The 22277-nt window shown below is 58.8% G+C and carries 14 protein-coding genes; 6 read left to right on the top strand and 8 right to left on the bottom strand.

Annotation, left to right across the window (positions count from 1 at the left end):
- Positions 1 to 131: 131 nt before the first annotated feature.
- From J0X19_RS04735 to J0X19_RS04725, 3 genes are all read left to right on the top strand, one after another.
- Positions 132 to 2186: a S9 family peptidase gene (locus tag J0X19_RS04735; RefSeq protein WP_206981791.1), complete on the top strand. Its 2055-nt coding sequence runs from the start codon at positions 132 to 134 to the stop codon at positions 2184 to 2186.
- A 283-nt stretch (positions 2187 to 2469) separates the two neighbouring features.
- Positions 2470 to 4320, top strand: coding sequence for a sensor histidine kinase (locus J0X19_RS04730; protein ID WP_206981789.1), 1851 nt, complete (start codon positions 2470 to 2472; stop codon positions 4318 to 4320).
- 51 nt (positions 4321 to 4371) lie between these two features.
- Positions 4372 to 4986: a response regulator gene (locus J0X19_RS04725; protein WP_206981780.1), complete on the top strand. Its 615-nt coding sequence runs from the start codon at positions 4372 to 4374 to the stop codon at positions 4984 to 4986.
- A gap of 18 nt (positions 4987 to 5004) precedes the next feature.
- Here the strand turns inward: J0X19_RS04725 and J0X19_RS04720 are convergent, their stop codons facing one another.
- Together J0X19_RS04720 and J0X19_RS04715 are read right to left on the bottom strand one after the other, a co-directional pair.
- Positions 5005 to 6294 (bottom strand): MFS transporter, encoded by a 1290-nt coding sequence (locus J0X19_RS04720; protein WP_206981778.1) that lies wholly within the window; start codon positions 6292 to 6294, stop codon positions 5005 to 5007.
- Positions 6295 to 6513: 219 nt separating this feature from the next.
- The gene (locus tag J0X19_RS04715) at positions 6514 to 8667 is read right to left on the bottom strand and encodes an FUSC family membrane protein (RefSeq protein ID WP_206981776.1); all 2154 of its coding nucleotides are present in this window, start codon (positions 8665 to 8667) and stop codon (positions 6514 to 6516) included.
- A 257-nt stretch (positions 8668 to 8924) separates the two neighbouring features.
- On the opposite strand from J0X19_RS04715, the gene J0X19_RS04710 reads away from it, so the two are divergent.
- The gene (locus tag J0X19_RS04710; protein ID WP_206981774.1) at positions 8925 to 10328 is read left to right on the top strand and encodes a chloride channel protein; all 1404 of its coding nucleotides are present in this window, start codon (positions 8925 to 8927) and stop codon (positions 10326 to 10328) included.
- A 73-nt stretch (positions 10329 to 10401) separates the two neighbouring features.
- On the opposite strand, the gene J0X19_RS04705 is transcribed toward J0X19_RS04710, so the two are convergent.
- From J0X19_RS04705 to J0X19_RS04685, 5 genes are all read right to left on the bottom strand, one after another.
- Positions 10402 to 11280: a cyanophycinase gene (locus J0X19_RS04705; protein WP_206981771.1), complete on the bottom strand. Its 879-nt coding sequence runs from the start codon at positions 11278 to 11280 to the stop codon at positions 10402 to 10404.
- 145 nt (positions 11281 to 11425) lie between these two features.
- On the bottom strand, positions 11426 to 12394 hold the full coding sequence (locus J0X19_RS04700; protein WP_206981769.1) for a bestrophin family protein: 969 nt from the start codon (positions 12392 to 12394) through the stop codon (positions 11426 to 11428).
- A 128-nt stretch (positions 12395 to 12522) separates the two neighbouring features.
- Complete coding sequence (locus J0X19_RS25095) at positions 12523 to 14463, bottom strand: MutS-related protein (RefSeq protein ID WP_317194749.1); 1941 nt, start codon at positions 14461 to 14463, stop codon at positions 12523 to 12525.
- Between the two features lie 155 nt (positions 14464 to 14618).
- Positions 14619 to 16826 (bottom strand): TonB-dependent receptor plug domain-containing protein, encoded by a 2208-nt coding sequence (locus J0X19_RS04690; protein WP_206981767.1) that lies wholly within the window; start codon positions 16824 to 16826, stop codon positions 14619 to 14621.
- A gap of 326 nt (positions 16827 to 17152) precedes the next feature.
- The gene (locus tag J0X19_RS04685) at positions 17153 to 17611 is read right to left on the bottom strand and encodes a RidA family protein (RefSeq protein WP_206981765.1); all 459 of its coding nucleotides are present in this window, start codon (positions 17609 to 17611) and stop codon (positions 17153 to 17155) included.
- A 112-nt stretch (positions 17612 to 17723) separates the two neighbouring features.
- Here J0X19_RS04685 and J0X19_RS04680 point away from each other — a divergent pair, with 112 nt between their 5' ends.
- Positions 17724 to 18551 (top strand): energy transducer TonB, encoded by an 828-nt coding sequence (locus J0X19_RS04680; RefSeq protein WP_206981763.1) that lies wholly within the window; start codon positions 17724 to 17726, stop codon positions 18549 to 18551.
- A gap of 125 nt (positions 18552 to 18676) precedes the next feature.
- Positions 18677 to 20245 carry a DNA integrity scanning protein DisA nucleotide-binding domain protein gene (locus tag J0X19_RS04675; protein ID WP_206981761.1) on the top strand — a complete coding sequence of 523 codons (1569 nt, stop codon included), beginning with the start codon at positions 18677 to 18679 and terminating at the stop codon, positions 20243 to 20245.
- A 104-nt stretch (positions 20246 to 20349) separates the two neighbouring features.
- On the opposite strand, the gene J0X19_RS04670 is transcribed toward J0X19_RS04675, so the two are convergent.
- Positions 20350 to 22071: a CotH kinase family protein gene (locus J0X19_RS04670; RefSeq protein WP_206981759.1), complete on the bottom strand. Its 1722-nt coding sequence runs from the start codon at positions 22069 to 22071 to the stop codon at positions 20350 to 20352.
- Positions 22072 to 22277: the final 206 nt, after the last annotated feature.

Here is a 22277-nt window from a genome sequence, read left to right as displayed (position 1 = left end):
ATGATCAACGCAAAAAAGTACCCGGCCGGATTCATGGCTTTGCTACTTTGAGCGGCTACCTAACCGCTCGGAAACGCTTGTCGGTGGGTGTGCTTATCTTGCCTGTTGTACTGTTCAGCCCTGTTTCTACTATGAATAAATTTCTTGCCACTACGCTGGCTATGCTGCCGCTGACAGTGGCGGCCCAATCGAGCGTGTACACCCCCGAGTTGCTGCTGAAACTAGGCCGCTTAGGTGAAATGCAGGTGTCGCCGGACCGCAAAACGGTGGCCTACACCGTCACGCGCTACAGCTTGGCCGACAACGCCGGCAACGCCGATGTTTGGGTGGTGCCGGTGGCCGGTGGTCCGGCCCGCCAACTCACCAACACGCCCGGCTCGGAAGGCAACCTGAACTGGCGCAAGGATGGCAAGCTGACGTTTTTGAGCGGGGAAGGCGGCTCCGACCAGTTGTACGTGATAAATGCCGACGGCACGGGCAAGCAGAAGCTCAGCGAGTTTCCGGAGGAAGGCCTGGCCAACCTGAAATACGCGCCCACCGGCAATTTCATCTTGTACACCCAGGACGTGAAAACCGGCAAATCGGTGCAGGATTGGTACCCCGACCTGCCCAAAGCCGACGCCAAAATCATCGACGACCTCAACTACCGCCACTGGAACGCCTGGGACGACCTGAAGGTGTCGCACGTGTTTTTCCAGCCGGTAGGTACCGACGGCCGCCCCACCGGCTACGGCAAAGATGTAATGCCCGGCGAGAAGTTCGATGCGCCGCTCCAGCCGTTTGGGGGCACCGAACAGCTTGCCTTCTCCCCCGACGGCTACCGGCTCGCCTACACCAGCCGCAAGCTCACGGGCAAAGCCGAAGCCGAAAGCACCAACTCCGACATCTACCTCTACGATATTCGGGAAGACAAAACCGTGAATCTGAGTGAAGGCCTGGGCGGCTACGATACCGAGCCGGCCTTCTCCCCCGATGGTACCAAAGTAGCGTGGCTGAGCATGGCCACGCCCGGCTTCGAGTCGGACCGCAACGGCATTGTGGTGTACGATTTCAAGACTAAAAAGCGCGAGGACATCACCCAAAGCTCGGAGCAGGCCGCCGCCAACATCCGCTGGAGCCCGGATGGTAAGACCATCTACTTCGTGAGCGTGCTGGAAGGCACCGAGCAGCTGTTTTCGATTCCGAGCAAGGGCGGCAAAATCAAGCAGCTCACCAAAGGCGCCCACAACTACAACAGCTTTGAGCTGGCCGGTGCCGACGTAGCCATTGCCAACAAAACCACCCAGGCCCAGCCCGCCGACCTGGTGCGCGTGGATTTGAAAACCGGCCGCGAAACGCCCCTCACTACCATCAACCAGCAGGAGCTGGCAGGCGTTCAACCCGGCAAGACCGAAGCCCGCTGGGTGAAGACCACCGACGGCAAGCAGATGCAGGTGTACGTTATCTACCCGCCCGATTTCGACCCCAGCAAGAAATACCCGGCGCTGCTCTACTGCCAGGGCGGCCCGCAAAGCCCCATTACCCAAAGCTTCTCGTACCGCTGGAACTTCCAGCTGCTGGCCGCCAACGGCTACGTGGTGGTGGCGCCCAACCGGCGCGGTCTGCCCGGCTTCGGCACCGACTGGAACAACAGCATCTCCGGCGACTGGGGCGGGCAGCCCATCCGGGATTATCTGTCGGCTATTGATGCGGTGAGTGCCGAACCGTACGTAGACAAGGCCCGCCTGGGCTGCGTGGGTGCCAGCTACGGCGGCTACTCGGTGTACTACCTGGCGGGCAAGCACGAAGGCCGCTTCAAGACCTTTATTGCCCACTGCGGCCTCTACAACCTCACCAGCTGGTACCCGAGCACCGAGGAAATGTTCTTCGCCAAGCACGACATTGGAGCCGCTCCCTGGGAAACACCCCAGCACAAGAGCTACACTGAATTCAACCCGCAGCTATTTGCCCGTAACTGGGATACGCCGATTCTGGTAATTCACGGCGGCAAGGATTTCCGGGTGCCCGAGGGGCAGGGCATGGAAGCGTTTGGCACGGCGCAGCTGCGCGGTATTCCGAGCCGGTTTCTGTACTTCCCCAACGAAGGCCACTGGATTTCCAAGCCGCAGAACGCCGTGCTCTGGAACCGGGTATTTTTCGAGTGGCTGGGCCGCACGCTGAAGCCGGAAGTGCAGGCAGCGAAATAAACAGGTTTGAAAACAGCTAGAAGCCCCACTGCTACTACCTCAGTGGGGCTTTTGGTTCTTGGTTTTCTTGCTAGTGCCAAGCTTGCGGCACACTGGTCGGCTGCTTAATTTTCAGTGTTAGCCCTTAAAATATTATTATATGTAAATAATATTGTATTCTGCCCTCTGGAACTATATATCACTAGGCCTGATGCGGGTGTTTATACGGATTATAGTCTGCTGGGCAGTGGCCCTACTGGCGTTAAACAAGGCGGCGTATGCATCTTCAGCAAAGCACACCGGCTTGGCCGACACGTTGTATTTACAGCAATCCAACGGCGCACACCTTTCCGAAACCTACCGCTACTGCGCCACTCCTTTTTCCGCCCCCGCCACTCCTCGCTACGCCGACTCGCTGTGGCAGGCAGGGCAATTCCAGCCTGGCCCCTGGCACCAAACGCTGAACCTGGGTTTTGCGCACCGGCGGGTGTGGCTGCGGCTGGTAGTAGTGAACACCCTGCCAGAACGGACCCGGTTTTTGTGGAGCATCTACAACTACACCGACAGCGTTATGCTGTATTGCCGCCGACAGGGCAAGCAACAGTTCCAACAAGTGGCGGCGGCCAGCTCCGGGGTACCGGCCGAGAAACGCGTGTTTCCGGCTCGTAGCTTGTGCTTGCCGTTCACGCTGGCAGCGGGCGAAACGGCCGAGCTGTATTTGCGCATCGACCACCACGCGGGCGCGCTTTACCTGCCTACCGACGTCACCACGGCCGAGGATTTTCTGGCCTGGGAAGTGACTTACGTTTTCACTAAAAACTGGATTTGGCTGATTGGCTTCTACCTCGGCAGCGCCTTGTTCAATTTGGTGCTGTTTGCCTTTCTGCGCGACCGTATTCACATCTGGTACGTGCTGTACGTGCTGTGCACCACCATTTTTCTGCTCATGGAAGATGGTATTGACGCGTTACTCCTCCCTACTGTTCCTTATCAGGTGCTCTGGCGCATTGGGCAGTACAACTTCATGTTGCTGGCGGTGGCGTGCGGGGTGTTTATCATGCAGTTGTTTTTGCGGCTACGCACTGACTGGCCGCGCCTGCACCGAGCAGGCAATTGGTTGGCGGGGGCAGCGGTGGTATTCGTGGGGATTTACGCCCTGCTGTATCCGGCGGCCATCAAAACCCGCGGCACCAGTCTGCTCCTGCTCAATAGCGCCCGTGAGCTGCTGTTGGTGGCCGTTTTTGTGTATGGCTGGGTGGTGCTGCTGGCCACGCTGCTTACCAAGCGTCGTCGCCGGCTGGCTGCGTATTACGGGCTTACGTACTTTTTCTTTTTCATGGGCTTCATCTTGTTCTGGCTGAACCATATCGGCCTTACCAACCTGCACCTGATGCAGCCTAACGCTTTGGCCTGGGGTCTGTTTTTCGAGCTACTGGTGCTGAGTGCATTGCTAACCGGGCGCTTCCGGCATACGCTCCGCCAAAACGCCCATTTGCGCATCCGGCAGCTGCGGCAGCGCAACACCCAAAGTGCCCGCCTGATTGCGGCCCAGGACGAAGAGCGGGAACAACTGGCCCGAGAGCTGCACGATGCCTTGGGGCCCAACCTGGCGGCGCTGCACCTTGCTTGGCAAGGCCGGGCCGTGCAGGAAGCCATCAACAGCTCGCCGGAAGCCGCCGCCGCCGGCCGCCACACCGAGCTGCTCTTGCGCCACCTCCGCGACGAAGTGCGCACGTTCAGCCACGCCATCCTGCCCGCCGAGCCGGGTCTGGGCGGGCTCTGTGACTCGATTGCCGCGCTGGCGGAACTGCTCAACCTCTACGGCAACCCCACTGTGCAAACGTATTGCGACAAAGGCGTGGAGCAGTTGCCGCAGCCGTTGCAGCTGGCTGCCTACCGTATTACCGCCGAGCTGCTCAACAACGCGGTGCGCCACGCCCGCGCCACCGAAGTGCACGTGCAGCTACTGCTACACCCCGAAGCACTGGAAATTCTGGTGGACGACAACGGCAACGGTTTCGATAAGGCGCACACCAGCGCGGGCATTGGCCTGCGTGGCGTGCGGGCCCGCACCGAGTACCTGCGCGGCCAAGTTCACATCGACAGCTCTGCCACAGGCACCTGCATTATAGTCAGGCTGCCGCTGAGAGAGTAATTTCCTATTCGCTGTTTCACTACCCGGCCTCTCATCTTACCACCGTAACGTATGCTCTGCCGACTACTGATTCTGGATGACCACCTGATGTTGAACCAGGGATTGGAACGGCTGCTGAACGAGCAGCCCGATTTGCAAGTGCTGGGCCAGTTTGGCGCGGGCTCCGAGTTGCTGGCGTGGCTAACACAAGCCGGCCCGGCACCCGCCGATATTTTGCTGCTGGACCTGCACCTGCCGCCACCCGATGGCCTAACGTTGCTGCCCCAGCTGCGGCAGCAGTGGCCCAGCCTGCAAGTGCTGGTATTCAGCACCGACGCTACGCCCGAGCTAATGGGCCGATTGGCCGCGGCCGGGGCCAGCGGCTTCGTTTCAAAAGCCGCCAACGCCGACCAACTCCTGCTGGCTATTCGGGCCATATACGCCGGCGAAACTGCCTTTCCGGCTTATGCCGCCCCCGCTCCCAATACCAAGCAAGTGCCGCGGCTTTCGCCGCGGGAGAAAGAAATAGTGGGCTTAGTGCGCTTAGGCCTGACTACCAGCCAAATAGCCGATAAGCTGTCGATATCAGAGCTTACCGTCAGTACGCATCGGCGCAACGTAATGCACAAGCTGGAGCTGCACAATGTAGCCGCTCTGGTACGGTTTGCCCACGAAAAAGGGCTGTAGTAGCGCGGTGGTTTGGTGTCAGGCAGCCGGAATAGTTGGGGTTGTGGCTGTTCTGGCTGCGTTGCCGCCGAGCAGCCAGAACAGCAGCAGTACCACCACGCCGCAGGCCCCACCCAGCACCGGCACCGACAGGTATTCCAGCAGCAAGCCCGTTAGATAAGCTCCGCTCACGCCGCACAGGTTCACGAGGGCCATGTAGGTAGTGAACTGGGAACCCTCAATGCGGGGCTGGCACAAGGCCATCAGCAAGGGCAGAGCCGCTACACTGAGGCTGGGGTCGGCCATGTTCCAGACCAGTAAGCCCAGGATAGCGAAGGGCGCCTGCGGCCACAGAAAGCTCAGGCTACAGAATAGCAGCAGAAATACCCCCAGCACCAGCAGCACCCGGCGTTGCAGCCGGGCCGGGCCAAGCCGGTCGGCGAGGATGCCGCCGGTTACAGTTATGCCGAGCGTAGCCAGCGTGCCCCAGCCGCCTTGCAGGATGGACACGTCACTATCGGGCCAGTGCAGCACATGAATGAGGTGGTAGTTGTAAGCCCAGCCGAACATGCCGAAGCACAAGTACGCCGCCGCAATAATGGCAAATAGCTTCAGGGTGCGAGGTGCTACAATGGCTTGAAACAGCGCCCGGAACAACCAGTCCACCGACGGATTATCGGTGGGGTGCGGCAGGCCGGCGCGGTGCCCGAAAGTGGGCAGTAGCTGGTCGGTTCGGTCGAGGCGGATGAAGAAGGTAAGTACCGTGAGAGCCAGCAGGGCCAGCGTTTGGGTGAGGGCCGCCTCGAAAAAGCCGTAGCGGTGCAGCACCCACCCCAGGCCGGCCGCCCCCGCCGAAATGCCCAGCAAAAACCCGCCGCGCATAAAAGCATTCACGCGGCCCCGCTCCTGCTCAGGAACCACCGAAATAGCAATGGCATCGACGCTGGCATCCTGAATAGACGCGAATACGCTGTGCACCACAAACGCCAGCTTCAGCAGCGGCAGTTGCGCCACGGGGTCGTGCACGAGCAGCAAGGCCAAGGAAGCCAGCGCCGCTACCAGTTGCGTGAGCACCACCCATTGTTTGCGCTGCCCGATAATGGAATCCTGATACTTGTCAATCAGGGGCCCCCATACAAACTGAAGCGCCCACGGCAGCCCCACCACCGCCGAAAACGTGGCCACCGTGGCGGCGCTGAGGTTGCGGCCAATCAGGTAGTTGACTACGGCCGTCATGCCGAAACCCGCCGGCAGGCCCTGCATCACATACAGATAGAAAAAGGTGAAGTACCGCAGGCCGGTACTTTCGCGGAGGACAAGGTGGCGCACGTGGGAGCGGGAAGGGTGGGCATCCGTAACCACGTAGTAGGGTGTCTGGTTTTCAGTTGTTTAGAAGCTTTTCTGCTACGGTATACAAATAAAGGAACGGTCATGCTGAGCTTGTCGAAGCATCTCGCGTGCTGATGTCGGACTACTAACTCAACATCAGCACGCGAGATGCTTCGACAAGCTCAGCATGACCGTTCTGTGAATTTTTACAGTGTCAATCTACCTCAGCACTTCCTCGGTCACTTTATTGATATCACCACTTACTTTCTGAATGAAATCCAACTGCTCGGTGAGTTGTGGGTCGGGGGCGGCCAGGGGGTCGGGGCGGCGAGTGGATTCGGTAACGGTGGCAGCAGAGGTTTCCGCTACGGCTAAGGTGTCGGGCTCGGTGACATTGAGGCGGCGCAGGCTGCGGTGGAGGGCTTGCTGAGCCTGGCGCACCGGCTTCAATAAGGTACCAGGGTGCGGCAGACGGGTGGCACCAGCCAGCAGGGCCGAGGAAATAGAAGCCACATTAGAGGAAAGAATATGGTTGAGCACCACAAACTCGTGCACCTCGGAGGGCCGGTGCTGCTTGCCCCGCGGCTCCGACATCATGCGCTGAAACGCCGCCGCCAGGTTGGCCGAACTCACGTACACTTCCTTGCGGGCCAGCTTGTACTCCACCTCGGCCATAGAAGCGCCGGCCAGCGTGTCGGTGAGGGTGTTGAGGTAGCGCAGGTTGGCGCGCAGCACGGCCGTCATGTAGTCGTGGAGCTGGTCGGACTCCCAGCGCGGAAACAGCAGGTAGCTGGCGGCAAAGGCAATCAGGCAGCCCAGCACGGTATCCAGAATCCGCTCTTCCACCACCTGCAAATACCCCAGCCCCAGGAAGCTGAACAGGATGAGCACGAAGGGCGTCATGAACGTAACGGCCACGATGTAGTTGCTGCGGGTGAAGCTGAACGAGGTAAGCATAAACACGAACAGCAACGCCACCAGCGCCAGCCGGTCGTGCACCAGAAACAGCACCAAACCGCCAATGATACCGCCCGCCAGCGTGCCCAGCACCCGGTGAATATTGCGCTCCTTGGTGAGGCTGAAAGCCGGCTTGAGCATGTAGGTCACGGTCATCAGAATCCAGTAGCTGTGGTGGCTGGGCAGCACCACCTTGGCCACCACAAACGCCACCAGGCAGGCCAGCATCATGCGCATGGAATGCCGAAACACGTCGGAGCTGAGCGTAAAGTGGCCGCGCAGCTCGTCTAAGGCAAAGCTTTGGTGCGAAATGAAGCGGCCGAATTCCAGCTCCCGGCTGGCGGGGGCGGCGTTGGCATCGAAGTAAGCCAAGATGCCCTGGAGGCGCTGGTTGAGGTTGCGCAGGTTCACCAGAATCTTTTTCAGCACCAGCGTGTGGCCGGGCTGGCGGGGGTCGTCGAGGGCGTCGATGCGGGCTTTGAGCTGCTCCAGGCTGGCAGTGAGCTGGAGGCGGGGCGTATGGCTGTGGTTGGCTTGAATGGCAAAGCCGATGCTTTCCAGCTCGGTGGCCATCAGCTCCACCAGTTTCGCCACGGCATCGAGCACGCCCGTGGCCTCAAACCGCGCATGAATGGCCGAATAGTCGTAGTACGTGACGGTGATGTGCTCGTAGAGGTCCATCAAATCCACGAACGTAAGCACCAAGCGCCGCCCGGTGCCCGTGGATTCCTTCAGCATTTGGCGCGTGCGAAACAGCAGCTCGCGCACGGCATCCTGCTTCTCGTTCACGGTTACTTGCTGGCTCATCAGGCGGCGGTAATCGTCTTCGAGGTTGGTGCCGGTGCGGTAGAACTCGGCCTTGAGGCGCAGGAAACCCGCCACCGCCCGGATACACTCGCCCAGCGCCTGCTGCGACGCCCGGTACGGCCGAATCTGAATGGTAAGCAAACTAAGCATGCAATACCACAGCGCCCCGGCGGTTACCAGGCCCGCAAACTCCAGGAGTTGCGGCAGTGCCATGGCGCGGTCCATCATCAGAATAACCAGCAGCAGCGCCGCCGTACCCACCGAGCCGGCGCGGGCACCATACACCAGAAACATGGTAAACAGGAAGCTGAGCGCCACCACTTCCAGACCCAGCAACCAGATATAAGGCTGCACCAGCCCCGTGAGCAAGGTCACCACCGGCAGCAGCAGCAGCCCCGCCAGCATGCCGTTGCGCTTATGAATGATGGGGCCGGGCGCATCGGTAATGCTCAAACACAACGCCCCCAGTGCCAGGTCGATGCCAATATCGAGGTGGCCCAGCCAGCCAAACAGCACGCCGGGCAGCAGCACGGCCAGTGTAATGCGCAGGCCATCGGAAAAATCCTGGCTGAAAAAGAAGTACTGAAGCTGGCGGGTTCGTTGGCTCATTGCAGCAGGCTGCGGTTCAGGTCACCTATACGGTGAAGTGGCACCAAGCTACTGCAAAAACCAAACGCCCGCATGGTCTATCCGCACATTCCGTCACGAACTGCTTGATCTGTGGGCTTGTAATGAAGAGGTAGCTTGCTTGGCCGTAGCGCCCATGGCGGGTATAGGCGCCACCTTGGCCGCTGCTCATGAAACAGTTCCGGCCACCACCGAGCCACTTTGCGTAAGATGGGGCACTGCTGACCAGCTTTCATCTAATGCCCTACTCCCCTACTCGCTACGCCAGAGTCCTGGCCTGGCTCGACCGATACCTGCTCCGGCGGCTCTATACCGACCGAGTGCGCCGCCTGATTCTGCAAAGCTTCCCGTTTTGGTTTGCCTCCATCGTGACGGGCGTAGTGGCGGTGGGCTACGAAAAACTATTCATGTGGGCCGAGCACGGCAGCTTCCGGTGGCTCAGCCAGAACCCGCTGCTGGCGTTTGTATTCACGCCGCTGGCCTTTCTGGCGTCGTGGGGGGCCGTGTACCGGTGGGCGCCGGCGGCGCGGGGCAGCGGCATTCCGCAGGTAATGGCCGCCATTGAGTTGTCGAACCCCGGGCAGCACCACCGCACAGGCTACTTGCTAAGCTTGCGGGTGGCGTTTGTAAAGGTATTGAGCAGTGTGGCCCTCTTGGTGGGTGGCGGCGTGATTGGGCGCGAAGGGCCCACCATCCAGATTTCGGCCGCTATTTTCCGGGCCATCAACCGGCTGCAACCCGCCGGCTGGCCCCAACTTTCCCGCCAGATTGCGCTGGTAACGGGCGGTGCCGCGGGCTTGGCAGCGGCATTTAACACGCCGCTCGGGGGCATTGTGTTCGTAGTAGAAGAGCTGACCCAGATGCACATGGCCCGGTTTCGGATGGCGGTATTCTCGGCGGTTATTGTGGCGGGCCTCACGGCGCAGGCTATTCTGGGGCCGTACCTGTATTTGGGGTTTCCGAAGGTGAATGCCCACGCCGGCTGGTTTCTGGCCACGGTGGCACTGGTAGCCATAGTGTGTGGGCTGGCCGGGGCCGTGTTTGCCAAGGCCCTCCTTTGGCTCGGTAATTACCGCAAACGGTTCGGCACGGTGGCCCAGCAAGCGGCGTGGGTGCTGGGGTGCGGCCTGGTACTGGCCGGCCTGATTTACTTGGTAGGCCCCGAGGCTATGGGCACCGGCAAGCCCATCATCAACCGCCTGCTTTTCCAGAACGATGGCCAAACGCCCTGGTACTTGTTTCCGGTGCGCTTTGCGGGCATGGCCCTCAGCTACAGCGGCGGCGGCGCGGGCGGCGTGTTTGCCACCTCACTCAGCGCCGGCGCCCTGCTCGGCGACGGGTTGTGCCGCTTGGGTCAGGTGCCGCTCGAAGACCGTAACCTGCTGATTCTGGTGAGCATGGTAGGCTTCCTGACGGGCGTGGTCCGCTCACCGTTTACGGCGGCTATTCTGGTGCTGGAAATGACCGACCGACACTCGGCCATTTTCCAGCTGCTGCTCAGTGGCATGATGGCGCAGGCCGTAGCGTCGCTCCTCGACCCACATTCCTTCTACGAGCACCTTAAAACCGGCTTTCTGCGCGAAACCCTGGCCCAGCCCAAGCCAACCGACGCTCGGCTACCAGTCAACCCACCATCTGCCTAGCTTTTTCAGTTCTGCTTACGGCGCAACCACGGCCAATGCGCGCCGCGCCGGAAGCTGGCTAAGCTATAGCTACTTACACGTGCATCTGCTCGATGATGGGCAGCGTGTACCGCTCACCGCTACTGAGCAGGTGCAGGCGCAAGTCGCGGATGGAAAACGGATGACCGGGCTCCACTTCGTGAATGTTGGTTTGCGTCACGCTCATGCCATCGAGCACCACCACCAGCCCGCTGCCAATAACTTCCAGCTCCCGGCCCTGCGTTACCACCACGGCCGTGTCTTCTTCCAGCCCCAGGCCTATACACGCGGGATTGGTGGCAATAATCTGGGCCATGCGCACGATGCGGCCCCGCGCCACAAAGTGCGTATCAATGGCCACGTTGTGCAGAAACTCCAGCCCGGTGGTGATGTGAATTTCATCTTTGCGCATACCCGCATTGTTGCGTCCCTGATAAATCATGGGCGTGCTCATGGCGGTGGCACCGGCACTGGTACCGGCAATTACAAACGGCTGCTGCGTGTACCGTTCTTTCAGGCGCCGATGGAACGCCGTACCACCCAATAGCGCCGTGATGCGTAGCTGGTCGCCACCGGTGAACATGACCCCGCCCGCCTCGTTGAGCAACCGCAGGCTTTCTTCGCTTTCCGCGTCTTCGCGGTTTTGGATATTCAGCACTTCCACCCTACTGCACCCTAATTCACCAAACACTTTCACGTAGTCCTCGGCGGCTTCCTCGGGCTCATCCGACGCAATAGGCAGTATCAGAATCGAGCCTTTGGTACCAACTTCCTCCACAACCCGCCGCAGAATTGTATCGTCGGCCATGTCGGCGTCGGCTTCCAGCGACACCCTCTTTTGCTCGTGGCCACCAATAGAAATCAGCGTACCGAGCGGATACGGGCAGGGATAAGCAGCAGGCGTAGGGGTGGTTTTTTTGGTGGCGGCGGGCATGTGGTAGAGCAGAGGGGTAAGGTGCCTGTACGCCCGCCTGCTTGCCTTAGTTAACGCCGAGCTTCGGTGAGGTGGTGAAATGGTGAGGTAGTGAGGTTGACGTTCTAACTGCGCCAGCAGAACATCAACCTCACCACCTCACCACTTAATAGAGAATATCGTCGATGGGGGCGAGTTTGGCGGGCAGGTCGGTTTCGCCGAGCAACTCGCGCAGGTCGATTTCGATGTTGCGGCAGATGGCCGTCATGGGCACGTCGTTCATTTCGTTTTCAAACGGATTTTCGCTGGTGTGCCCCACAATTTCAATGGTATTGAACACCCACGACACCAGCACCGAAAACGGCACCGTCATCCACAGATGGTACGGCCCCAGCTTCTCGAACTCGGCAATAAGGCCCAGCGGCAGCAGCGCCGCAAACAGCCACACGAATACGTAGCTGAAAAACGCGTACTGCCGCGGAAACGGCGTGTTCTTGATTCTTTCGCAGCCGCCTTGCAGGTTGAAGAGCTGCTCCATGCTCATCATCATGTTCACGTGCTGGAAATCGTTGAGCAACCCCCGCTCCTCCCGCAGAATCCGGAGGTCGGCGGCTTGCTGGCGCAGCAAATGGGTTGGCGGGTTCTGCTTGCGCTTCATCTCCGCCGATTCGGCTGGGTCGAGGAAGGGGCCCACCTGCGTATCCCACTGGTCGTTCTGGCGGCGCAGGTTTAGGCGTACGGCATTGCACCAGGCAATGTGGCGGTACACCAAGCGGCGGTGGCGCAAGCTGAGTTCGGCTTGCGAGGCAGCCGGAGCCTCCACGCCGGGCGCATCCACCACCGACGTTACGTATTCCAGCGCCTGAATCGACCAGGTGCGGCTGTAGTTGACAATGCCGCCCCACAGCTGCCGCCCCTCCCAGAATCGGTCGTAAGAGCCGTTGTTTTTGAAGCCGATATAGAACGAAACGGCAATACCCAGCGTGGAAACCGGCTGCCACGGAATGGCAATCCAGCGCTGCCTGAACACCGAGTACAGCAAGCAAATCAGCAACGAATACACCGTAAAAACGACTATTCCTCTCCAGCCATATTTCCAGATGACGTGCCAGCGGAGGTTTCTACGAACGTACATGGGGTGATTGTTAAATTGTTGGTTGTTGATTGCTAAATGGCTGATTGTTGACTTGTTAGCCTATTCGCCTCGACAGAACAGTTATGTACCTACCAATCAACAATTCAGCAATCAACAATTAAAACTATTCAGCCCTCTACATCAATACCCATGAGCTGCATGAGCTGGCTGGCGTTGAAGGCCTGGCACGCGCCCGGCGTGAGGTGGTAGTCGAAGTGAATCTGGCCGTTGGAGAAGGTGCTGTTGAAACTGAAGTTGCGCACCTGCCCCGGCCATTCCGCTTCCAGCGCCGCCAGCTCCAAATCGTGGGTGCTCACCAGGCCCGCCGCCCGCCGCTGGTGCAGCTGCCGCAGCAGCGCCCGCGCGCCCCGGTGCCGGTCCAGCGAGTTGGTACCTTTCAGAATTTCATCGAGCAGGTAGAAAACGGGCGGCTGTTCGTTTTTCGGTGTTGGGGTTTCGTTTTTCGGCGCGGGCTGGTTGCTGGCAGTGCCCCCTTCAATTGTTAGTTCTTCCTTTTTATTTTTTAACTCTCCTGCGCTAAGGTCGAGCAGGAGTTTGAGGCGCTTGAGCTCGGCGTAGAACGAGGACGTGCTTTCGGCGAGGTTGTCTTGGGTGCGCATGGCGGTGAACACCTGCGCCGGGCTGAGCCGGAAGTGGCGGGCACACACCACGGCCCCGGCCTGGGCCAGCACCATATTCAGCCCCAGCGTCCGCAGAAACGTGCTTTTGCCCGCCATGTTGGAACCCGTAATAACGACCGTTTGCGCCAGCCCCACCGTGTGAAAGTCGTTGGTGATGCGGTTGGTGGTGAAGATGAGCGGGTGCCCCAGTTCGGTGGCGGTTACCTCCAGCTGCTCGGCGCTTAGCTCCGGCGTGGTGTAAGTGGGGTTGGCGAATTGCCAGCCGGCCAGGCTAACCAAGGCTTCCAGCTCGGCCTGTACTTCCAGCACCGTCGTCAGCTCGGGGCCGAGGCCGCGCTTCCAGCGTTCCAACTGCCATACGGCGTGCAAATCCCAGAGCAGCAAGTTGTTCAGCAGCAAGGCCCCCAACGGATGCTCGCGCCCGCGGAACAACCCCGCCACGCTGGACAATTGCCCCAGCCGCTGGGTAGCGGCCGCGCCGTGGCTGGCGGCCTGCAAGGTGGCGCGCAATTGTTGCAGCCGCGGCGCCTGCCACTGCCGGTCGGGGTCCTGCTCGAAATGGGCCAGTTGGGCCTGGGTGGCCCGGAGGGCGTCGCGCATGGCGGTGGCTTGCTCGGCGTACTCGTTGCGCACGGGGGCCAGGCGGCTGTTCAGCACGCCTACTATCAGCTGCACCACTATCAGCGCGTAAAAGCCCAGCCCCACTATCCAGGCGCCAATAGACAGAAATACTAGTATGGGCAGCACAATCAGCAACGGCTTCAGCCACGGCTTGCCGGCAAAGAAATCGGGGCGGGCCAGCCAGGCGCTGAACTCGCGCGGATCGGCTTGCTGACGCGGAAAATGCCGGGCGCGGGCCTGCCACTCTTGCAGCCACGCTACGTCGGGGGCCAGCTCGGCGGCGGCTTGCTGGCGGGCCTGCACTTCGGCGGGGCGTGCCGGAGCCAGCAGCCAACCCGCCAGCCAATCGTGCCCGAGGCGGGTGGTAGCTCGGTTAAGGAGCTGAAACAAGGAATGCGCCCCGAATACGTCGAGGTCGGCGGCGTAGGGGTGCTGGGCGTCGAGGTAGCGCAGGCCAGGGTCGAAGCCACTGAGCTTACCCGCCAACCGGTCTAGCTCGTCCTGGTTGAGGCGGGCCAGCAGCCGGTGATGTTCCCGCTGGTAGCTCACGCCCGAATGCCAGCGCACCAGCACCGCAAACAGCACCCACACCACGCCTATCAGAGCCACGGCGGCGGCTATCTGTCCACCGGAAAACAGCACCCAAGCCCCCGCCGCGCCCCCGCCAAACAGCAGCACCCGCAGCCAGCCGCCCAACTGGTGCCGGCTGGCATAGTAGTTTTCGCGCTCAGTATGAGTGGTCAGGTTCTCGGCAAAAACCTCAGCGGGCGCAACAGTAAGCGGACGAACAGCAGTAGAAACAGGCACGGCAACAGCATCAGATGAAGCCACGAAGGTAGCCCTTTAGGGAGTGAATGGATGAATGGGTGATTGAATGATTGGATGGGAAAATGAGGTGGTAACGAGCTATTTCCACATTCATCCTCCCATCCAATCATTCAATCATCCATTCATTCACTCTCTTACCGTTCAAACCGCACCGTGACGAACAGGTTGCGGCCGGGGGCGCTGATACCGGAGGCGAATACGCGGTAGTTGCGGTCCAGAATATTTTCCAGGCCGGCCTGCACGGCCCAGCGCGGCGTGAGTTGGTAGCTGGTGCGCAGGTTGAGCGTGTACCAGCCGAGTGCGCCGGCGGGCGTAGCCTGGGGCAGGTTGTCTTCGCCGCTGGGGCTGTATTGGGCCACCGTTTTGCGGCCGTTGAACAGCACCGAGCCTTCCGCCATCAGCCGGCGCAGCTGGTACGTGAGGGCGCCGCGGCCGTACAGTGGCGAAATATGGTCGAGGGGCACGTCGGCGGTTTTGTCGCGGCCCTGGGTGTAGGTGAGGCTGCCATCGAGGCGCAGGTGGGCGGGCAGGGCCACCTGGGCGCGGCCGGAAACCCCGTAGATGCGGGCCTTATTGGTATTCACCGGGGCCAGCGTTTGGTAGGTGCGGCCGTTGTATTGGGTGGTGGTCTGGCCGTCGGGGGTGGTGAAGGGGCGAATTACCAGGGCGTCGCGCAGGGTGGTGTAGAAACCGGTAACGGACAGCAGCAGGCGGTTTTCGATGTTTTCCGACAGCTCTGCCTCGTAGTTTACCACCCGTTCGGGCTTCAAATCCGGGTTAGGAACAATGAGGGTGCCCAGCGTTTGGCCGGTGCCAGCCGTTTGCTCGAACGTGCGGCTCAAATCGTCCACGTTGGGGTTGCGGAACCCGGTGGCTACCAAGCCGCTCAGCCGCAGCCCCGCCGGCAGCATGGCCACCAGCCCCACGTTCCCATCCAGCGAGGATGAATTCTGCTTCACGCTATTAAAAGGCGAGTCGAACGCAAAATCGGCATCTACTTTCACGTTGCTGAACCTGAGCCCATCCGACAGAATCAGATGGTCGGTTATTTCCCAGCGGTGCGCGGCGTATAGGCCTGCTGTGGCGTAAGTGGCCCCATTAGGGTAGCGCGTAACAATGGGCGTTAGCGCGCCCGTGTACACGTTTACGCCTTCCCCAATGCTGCGCACTTTGTTGTGGGTAACCTCGGCGCCGTAGCGCAGCTCGTGGCGCTGCAAGTCCTTAAACAAATCCAGGTTGGCGCTCAGTACGCGTACTTTCTCGGTGTTTTCGTCGCGGCGTGGGTTGTTGAAGTCCCGCACCAAGCGGCTTTCTTCGATGTTCTGCACGGCGGGCGTCAGGCGCAGTACGTCGTACAGGGCGCTTGGGCGCGTCAGCTCCAGCTGGTAGCTGGCAAACAGGCGCTGCTGCGGGCCGTAGTCCCACTCGGCAAAACGCAGCGCGCCGTTGCGGTAGGTCTGAAGCCGGTCGAAGCGCGGAATGTGGGAGGTGGTGGAGAGTTGCAGGTTCAGCAGGTGCCGCACGCCCACCTGGGGCTGAAACAGCACTTTCTGCACCACATCCAGCTGCCGGTAGCCCGTGAATTTCTGACGGTTCGGGTTGGCGTTAGGTACCACCGCATCCTGGCCGTTCTGCTCCTTCACATATTCGCGCACTTCCCCAAAACCCGGAAAACGGTCCATACCGTTGCGGCCTTTGCGCAGGTCGTCGAAATCGGTGGCGGTTACGCTGGTGAAGGTGGCCCAGCGGCGCCAGCCCAGCGTGAAATCGGTGTGCACGGTTTTTTCGCGGGCGGCGGTGGCGTAGCGCAGCAGGTTGTTGGTGTGCACCGCAAAGCCCGTGCTATCGGCCAGCCGGGGCTGCTTGGTATACAGGCTGATAACGCCGCCCAGCGCATCGGAGCCGTACATTACGGCGCCCGCGCCGTTCAGCACTTCGGTGCGCTCCAGGGAATTAACATCTACCGTGATGATATTTTGCAGGTGGCCGGCGCGGTAGATGGCATTGTTGAGCCGCACCCCATCCACCACCAGCAGCACCTTGTTGGCCTCGAAGCCCCGGATAACCGGTGAGCCGCCACCTAGCTGCGACTTTTGAACAAACACCCAGCCCGAGTTCAACAGCGCATCGGCGGTAGTACCAGGGTTGAGCAGCCGAATCTGGCGGGCGCTCAGCACGTCCACCTGCTGCGGCAAATCCAGCTTCCGCTCGCCCTGAATGCGGTTGGCCGACACCACCACTTCGTTCAGGCCGACAATGCGGGCGGTGTCGGGCCGCACAGTTTGGGCGGCGGCCGGTAAGGTAAAAAGTAAGCCTAAAGAAACAGGTAAAGTTTGTTTCATAAGATACAACAGAACAGAATTAACACAGAATCAAAGTTACGACACAGTCCTTCGTTCTGATAGTGGCCTCACCCCCCGGCCCCCTCTCCTAGGGGAGAGGGGGAGCCAGACGACGGTACAGCGCAGCCATTTCGGCTTGCGCCTAGATGACTGCTACCCTGTTGGACGAGATTGTGATAGTGTCATTGATGAATAAGGCCCGTTGAAAATAGCTTCGGTGGTTATCCGGTAGCCGTTGCGAAGGCGCAAGCCGAAGCCGCGGCGGCGCCTCGTCTGGCTCCCCCTCTCCCCTAGGAGAGGGGGCCGGGGGGTGAGGCCCCAGCACTTCACCCAGCCACCGCTGCCACGCACTTCAGCTCGATGGCAATGGGCGTGGGCAAGCAGTTGATTTCGACGGTAGTACGGCAGGGCTGGTTGCTTTGGAAATACTCGGCGTAGAGGCGGTTGTACGTAGGAAAGTCGGCCTTCATGTTGGTCAGAAACACCGTCACGTCCACCAAATCTTCCCAGCGGGCCCCGGCCTCCTCCAGGATGTAGCGCACGTTCTGAAACACGGCGTGGCACTGGCTTTCGAAATCGTAGCGGATGATGGTGCCAGCCGCATCCAACTCCACACCCGGCACTGCCTTCTGGCCCCGTTGCCGCGGCCCCACTCCCGATAGAAACAGCAGGTTGCCCACCCGGCGGGCGTGCGGATAGAGGCCCACCGGCTCGGGGGCGCGGCTGGAGTTGTGGGCAGTAGAGGTGGCCGGGGCGCCGGCGGCGGAAGTAGTGTCAGGTGCCATACGTCAAAACTAGCCGTTTTTTGTACTTGATGCGCGGCCACTGAACCGGCACGGCCGTTGGTGCGGTTGTTGAGTTACTTTCGGTATCCACTCCCCTGCTTTCCCCAACGTTATGCAGTTATTTCGTCGTGTTGCTTTTGTGGTAGCCCTGGCCTTGCCGCTGGCTGCCCCCGCCCTGGCCCAGCAGAAATTGAAATACCCCAAGCCCGAACCCGAGCAGATTTACGATGCTGTAGCCCAGCCCGCCGTGCCCCTCGGCGGCGTGGAAGGCTACGCGCAGTACCTGGCCGACAACCAGCAGTACCCCACGGCGGCCTTGCAGCGCGGCGCAGCCGGCACCGTGGAAGTGACGTTTGTGGTCGAGAAATCCGGCGTTATTTCCAACGTGGCCGCCAGCAAGCCCCTCGACCCGGCTCTGGATGCCGAAGCCGTCCGGCTGATAAAAGGCGGCCCAAAATGGACGCCCGCCCAGCACAAAGGCCAGAAAGTGCGGCAGCGCGTCAGCGTCCCGATTTCGTTTCAGATACCGCTCGGGGCCGGTGGCCCCGCCCCGGCCACCGAGCCAACCGCCGCGCCTACTCCGGCCCCTGCGGGCACTCCCGCCCCGGCTGGCAGTGCCAAAACCGGCGCTACCATCGTAACGCCCGACCAACCGGCCCGCCCGGTAGGCGGCACCGAAGCCTTTTTCGAGTGGATTCAGAAAAACCAGCAGTACCCTGCCCTGGCTCGGCAACGCAAGGTGGAAGGCAAGGTGATGGTGGAATTCATCATTCAGAAAGACGGCTCGCTCACCGATGCCAAGGTGGTGAAGCCGCTCGGCTCCGGCCTCGACCAGGAAGCCTTGCGCCTCATCAAGGTGGCCCCAAAGTGGACCCCGGCTACGTATCAGGGCCAGCCGATGAAGCAAAAAATGGTTTTGCCTGTTCTATTCCAGTTGTAAAGTAATTATGAGTTTCGTCCGTCGTTAAAAACGGTTGAAGCCTTCCTTTCCAAGTGCTGTTGACCGGTTGATGCGTTCCGTTCACTGGGCGCCAACCAGTGCCGGTGACTTCTTTCCGCCTTCCTATGCTTTCCATTCCGCTGCTTTCCGCGCCGCCCGTCACGGCCCAGCCTCTCGCCGAAACCGATACCTACCACGTCTGGCCCTACCAGATGCGGTACTTGCAGGCCGCTCAGAACATTGCCGACGGTATTTTCAACACGCTTGACGACGACCTGGAGCCCAGCGTGTTGCTGCTGGCCTTGTGCACCGCCCCCGATGCCCTGGTGCCCACCGAAGCGCCGCCGGTGCATCTGGAACCCGCCAACCACGGCCTCGACCCGGCCCGCTTCACGCATGCCCTGGCCCGGGGCCGGGAGCTTCAGCTGCTGTCGAATCTGGCCGGGGCCGTACCCCGCGACGGCGCCACGCAGGAAATGCTCAGCCGCCGACAAGAGGCGCTAGGCATCCGCAACGCCGTGCAGGAGCAGCTTGATGCCCACGATGAAAACAGCATCTACCAGCACGTAGCCGGCTGGCCCGTGCCCATCAACGACTACTACGTACTGACGCTGCTGCGTATGCGCCGCAAGGCCATGCGTGCCTACCCGTCGTTGCGCCCGCACCGCTATTACACTGATGGCAAGCCGTTGGCGCCGTCGTTGCTGGTGGCGGCCATTTACCGCTTCTCCGAAGAATGCGCCAAAACGCTAAGCGAGTCGGAGCCGGGTTTTGGGATGCTCACGCGCCCCCGCGAATCCGAGGAGATTTTGCGCGCCGCCGGTAAAAGTCTGCTCGATACGCCCGCGCAGGCCCTGGGAGCTGAACCGGGTGCGGCACGCCTGTTCAACACGCTCAACACCATTTCCAGCCTCCGCTACGAAGGCGCCGAGGGCGTGGGCAAGCTGATTATGGCTCGCCGCCGCCACCCCAACGTGGAAGAGGTATTTGCCCTCACCTGCCCCACCCCGCTCACCGACTACCGGGCCGTACGCAAGCTGCTCGAAATGACTACCTCCGACGTGAGCCTGCTCGCCGACAGTGAAAACGTGTACGCCCTGGGCCGATTGGTAGGCGAATACGACACCACGCGGGAGGATTTGTTTGTTATCAACTTCATCAACCACTTCGCCTGGGAGTTTCAGCATGATGGCAAAGTGCTGATGCGCACCATTTACAGCCAGCCCAGCCTGCCCCGCTCGCGCGTCAACCGGAGCCGTTTCCGTAAGGACCTCAAGCGCACCTTTCAGCTCACCGACCCCGCCAAGGTGGAGCGGCTTTGGGAAGTGGTGCTGGAAGCCAGCCGCCAGAAGCACGGCACGCTACTGGTAGTCACCACCGAAGCCCTGGCCGAGGCCGACCGCCTGAAGCTGCAATGCACCCTCATCGAGCCGGTACCACTCACGCCGCTCATCACCCGCCTGGTCACCTCCATCGACGGCGCCGTGCTCCTTGACCCGGAAAGCTACTGCTACTCCATTGGCGTCATTCTGGACGGTAAAGCTTCGGGCCGGGGCACCAGCACCCGCGGGGCCCGCTACAACTCGGCCATCCGCTACGTGGAAACCTCGCCCTATCCTTGCCTGGCCATTGTGGTTAGTGAGGATGGTATGGTGAACGTTATTACCAAAGAGCGTTTGGGAGAGGAAGAGTAACCGGCCAGTAGTACCGGATATCCTGATTTGTAAAGCACCGCTGCTCTCTGCTACTATTTATGCAGAGAACAGCGGCGCTTTTATTTATCTAGAATCAGGTAATTTTAATTTACCACTAATTTATTTCGCTTGGATGTTTTTTCACTTCTAACAGTCGTTATATATAATCCTTTTGGCAAAGCACTAATATCTACTTTGCTGGTTTTACTGTTTAGTGCCTGTTTCATAATTATTTTACCACTCATGTCCTGTACGCACATTTCACGAGCTGAGAAGTTATTTTCTATCACTAAATAGCCAGTAGCCGGATTAGGATACATCTTCAGTTCTAAACCTGTTGTGGCAATAGCACTTACGTTACTCAAAGCAGTGCAGCTTTGGCTAAACACTACATCTAAATAAGCCAGTCTATTGCTTAGCCAAGAAGCAACGTAGGTAAGCTGCGTTGCGTCATACGTAAAGTCATTCCAGGCTATATGTTCTCTTTCGTAGGCATTATTATTGACCAGATAGTTGGTATTAACCGCAAACCTAGACATGATGCTATCCTGATTTATAACAGTGGTTCGCAGTTCAGCCCAGCGTTGTACCAATGCTGCTCGGAAACCGTTAGGAGAGCAATCCTGATTCAGCCGATCATAAAAACCATTGGAAAGCAACCCATTTGTAACGTTATCTTGATTGCCTTGCCAGTTAGTACCGAATACTCCATCCAAATCCCAAGGCACATAATAATAAGGCTCACCTGCTTTGTACTTGGCTATATATATATTCTTGCCTGTATTATCTAAAGATCTTAGTAAATTCAAAAAAATATAATAATCGACAGCGTTGCTAAGTTTAAATTTAGTTTTATAGTTATTATTGAAATCTTGAGTAGAGCTATTTTCAACAAAATCAACAAAATTATACAGATTAGTCCAGTCTATTTCTTCTTCCGGGTGCTTGTATTCAAAGCCGCCCCATGTCAAGCTGGTATTATCGAAAGGCGGCAGACTGGTGAACGTGGTAGCTCCCCAGCCACTACCTTTATACAATTCTCCCTTGATAGTCTGGTTATCGTATTTTTTGAGCTTTAGCTGCTTACGGTCAATTCGCTCGCTCAGTGCGTATATCCCTTTGTACTCGTCATTAACAAATACCTCGACATAGGTCATGGCAATGCCATTTTTAGCGTCCGGCTCTAAGTTCTTGTAATATATCTGGTGAATATCCTGCCACAATTCATTCGATACTTTGCTTTGCATGCGTAGTGGCTCGTTATACATAGCTTGCAAATTCCATTTATTATCGGTTCGCATATTTAACAAGCGCACATCACGCGAAACAGCCCCTAGCGTATCACTCCAAAAGCTCAGCTCATACGATTTCTTAGGCAAGCTTTGCGAAGAAGCACCTCTTAGCTCTATCCCTATTGCTGATTGTGTGAAAGCACGATTATTTTCCGACATCGAGAAGGAAGCATATACGCTTGGCGTATCTACTATCTGACTTCTCGTGTTGATATGGATTATTGGTAGCTTAGTGAAGTAAGCAGTATACATCGAATCCCGGCATACTACTTTGTACGATGCTGATTCATTAACTGAATAAACAGGAGCCAGAAACTCATATGTTTCATCCAGTAGTAAATGGTTTTTTGCTTCACCAGCTCCAGAAATCAATTCACTAGTGGATTGATTTATAATAACGATATTTTTATGATGGTCTATATGATAGAGGTTAGGCCTAACTCTGATTGTGTCACTAGCCGATGCCTTTGAAATTGACAAAGTGAAAGCAGTAATTAACAAAACCAGATTAATTGATGCAAGTTTTTTACTCATATTCAGTTAAGTTATTTTTAAAATTTATCTAAAATCAATTGTATATCTACCGTTAACAGAACGGCTTCAGCAGTAGCTAATCGTTATTTGATTATGCTTAATTAATTCTGCTGATTACAGAAAAAGCAGGCTTTGATTATTCTTTACTCTTGCTTCTGTAAATCGAGCGCACCAGCTATTAATCAGCATTGAACTCAGTACATGAG

It is taken from the genome of Hymenobacter telluris (assembly GCF_017313265.1).
Taxonomy (GTDB): Bacteria; Bacteroidota; Bacteroidia; order Cytophagales; family Hymenobacteraceae; genus Hymenobacter; species Hymenobacter telluris.
This window is presented reverse-complemented; position numbering and strand designations above follow the sequence as displayed.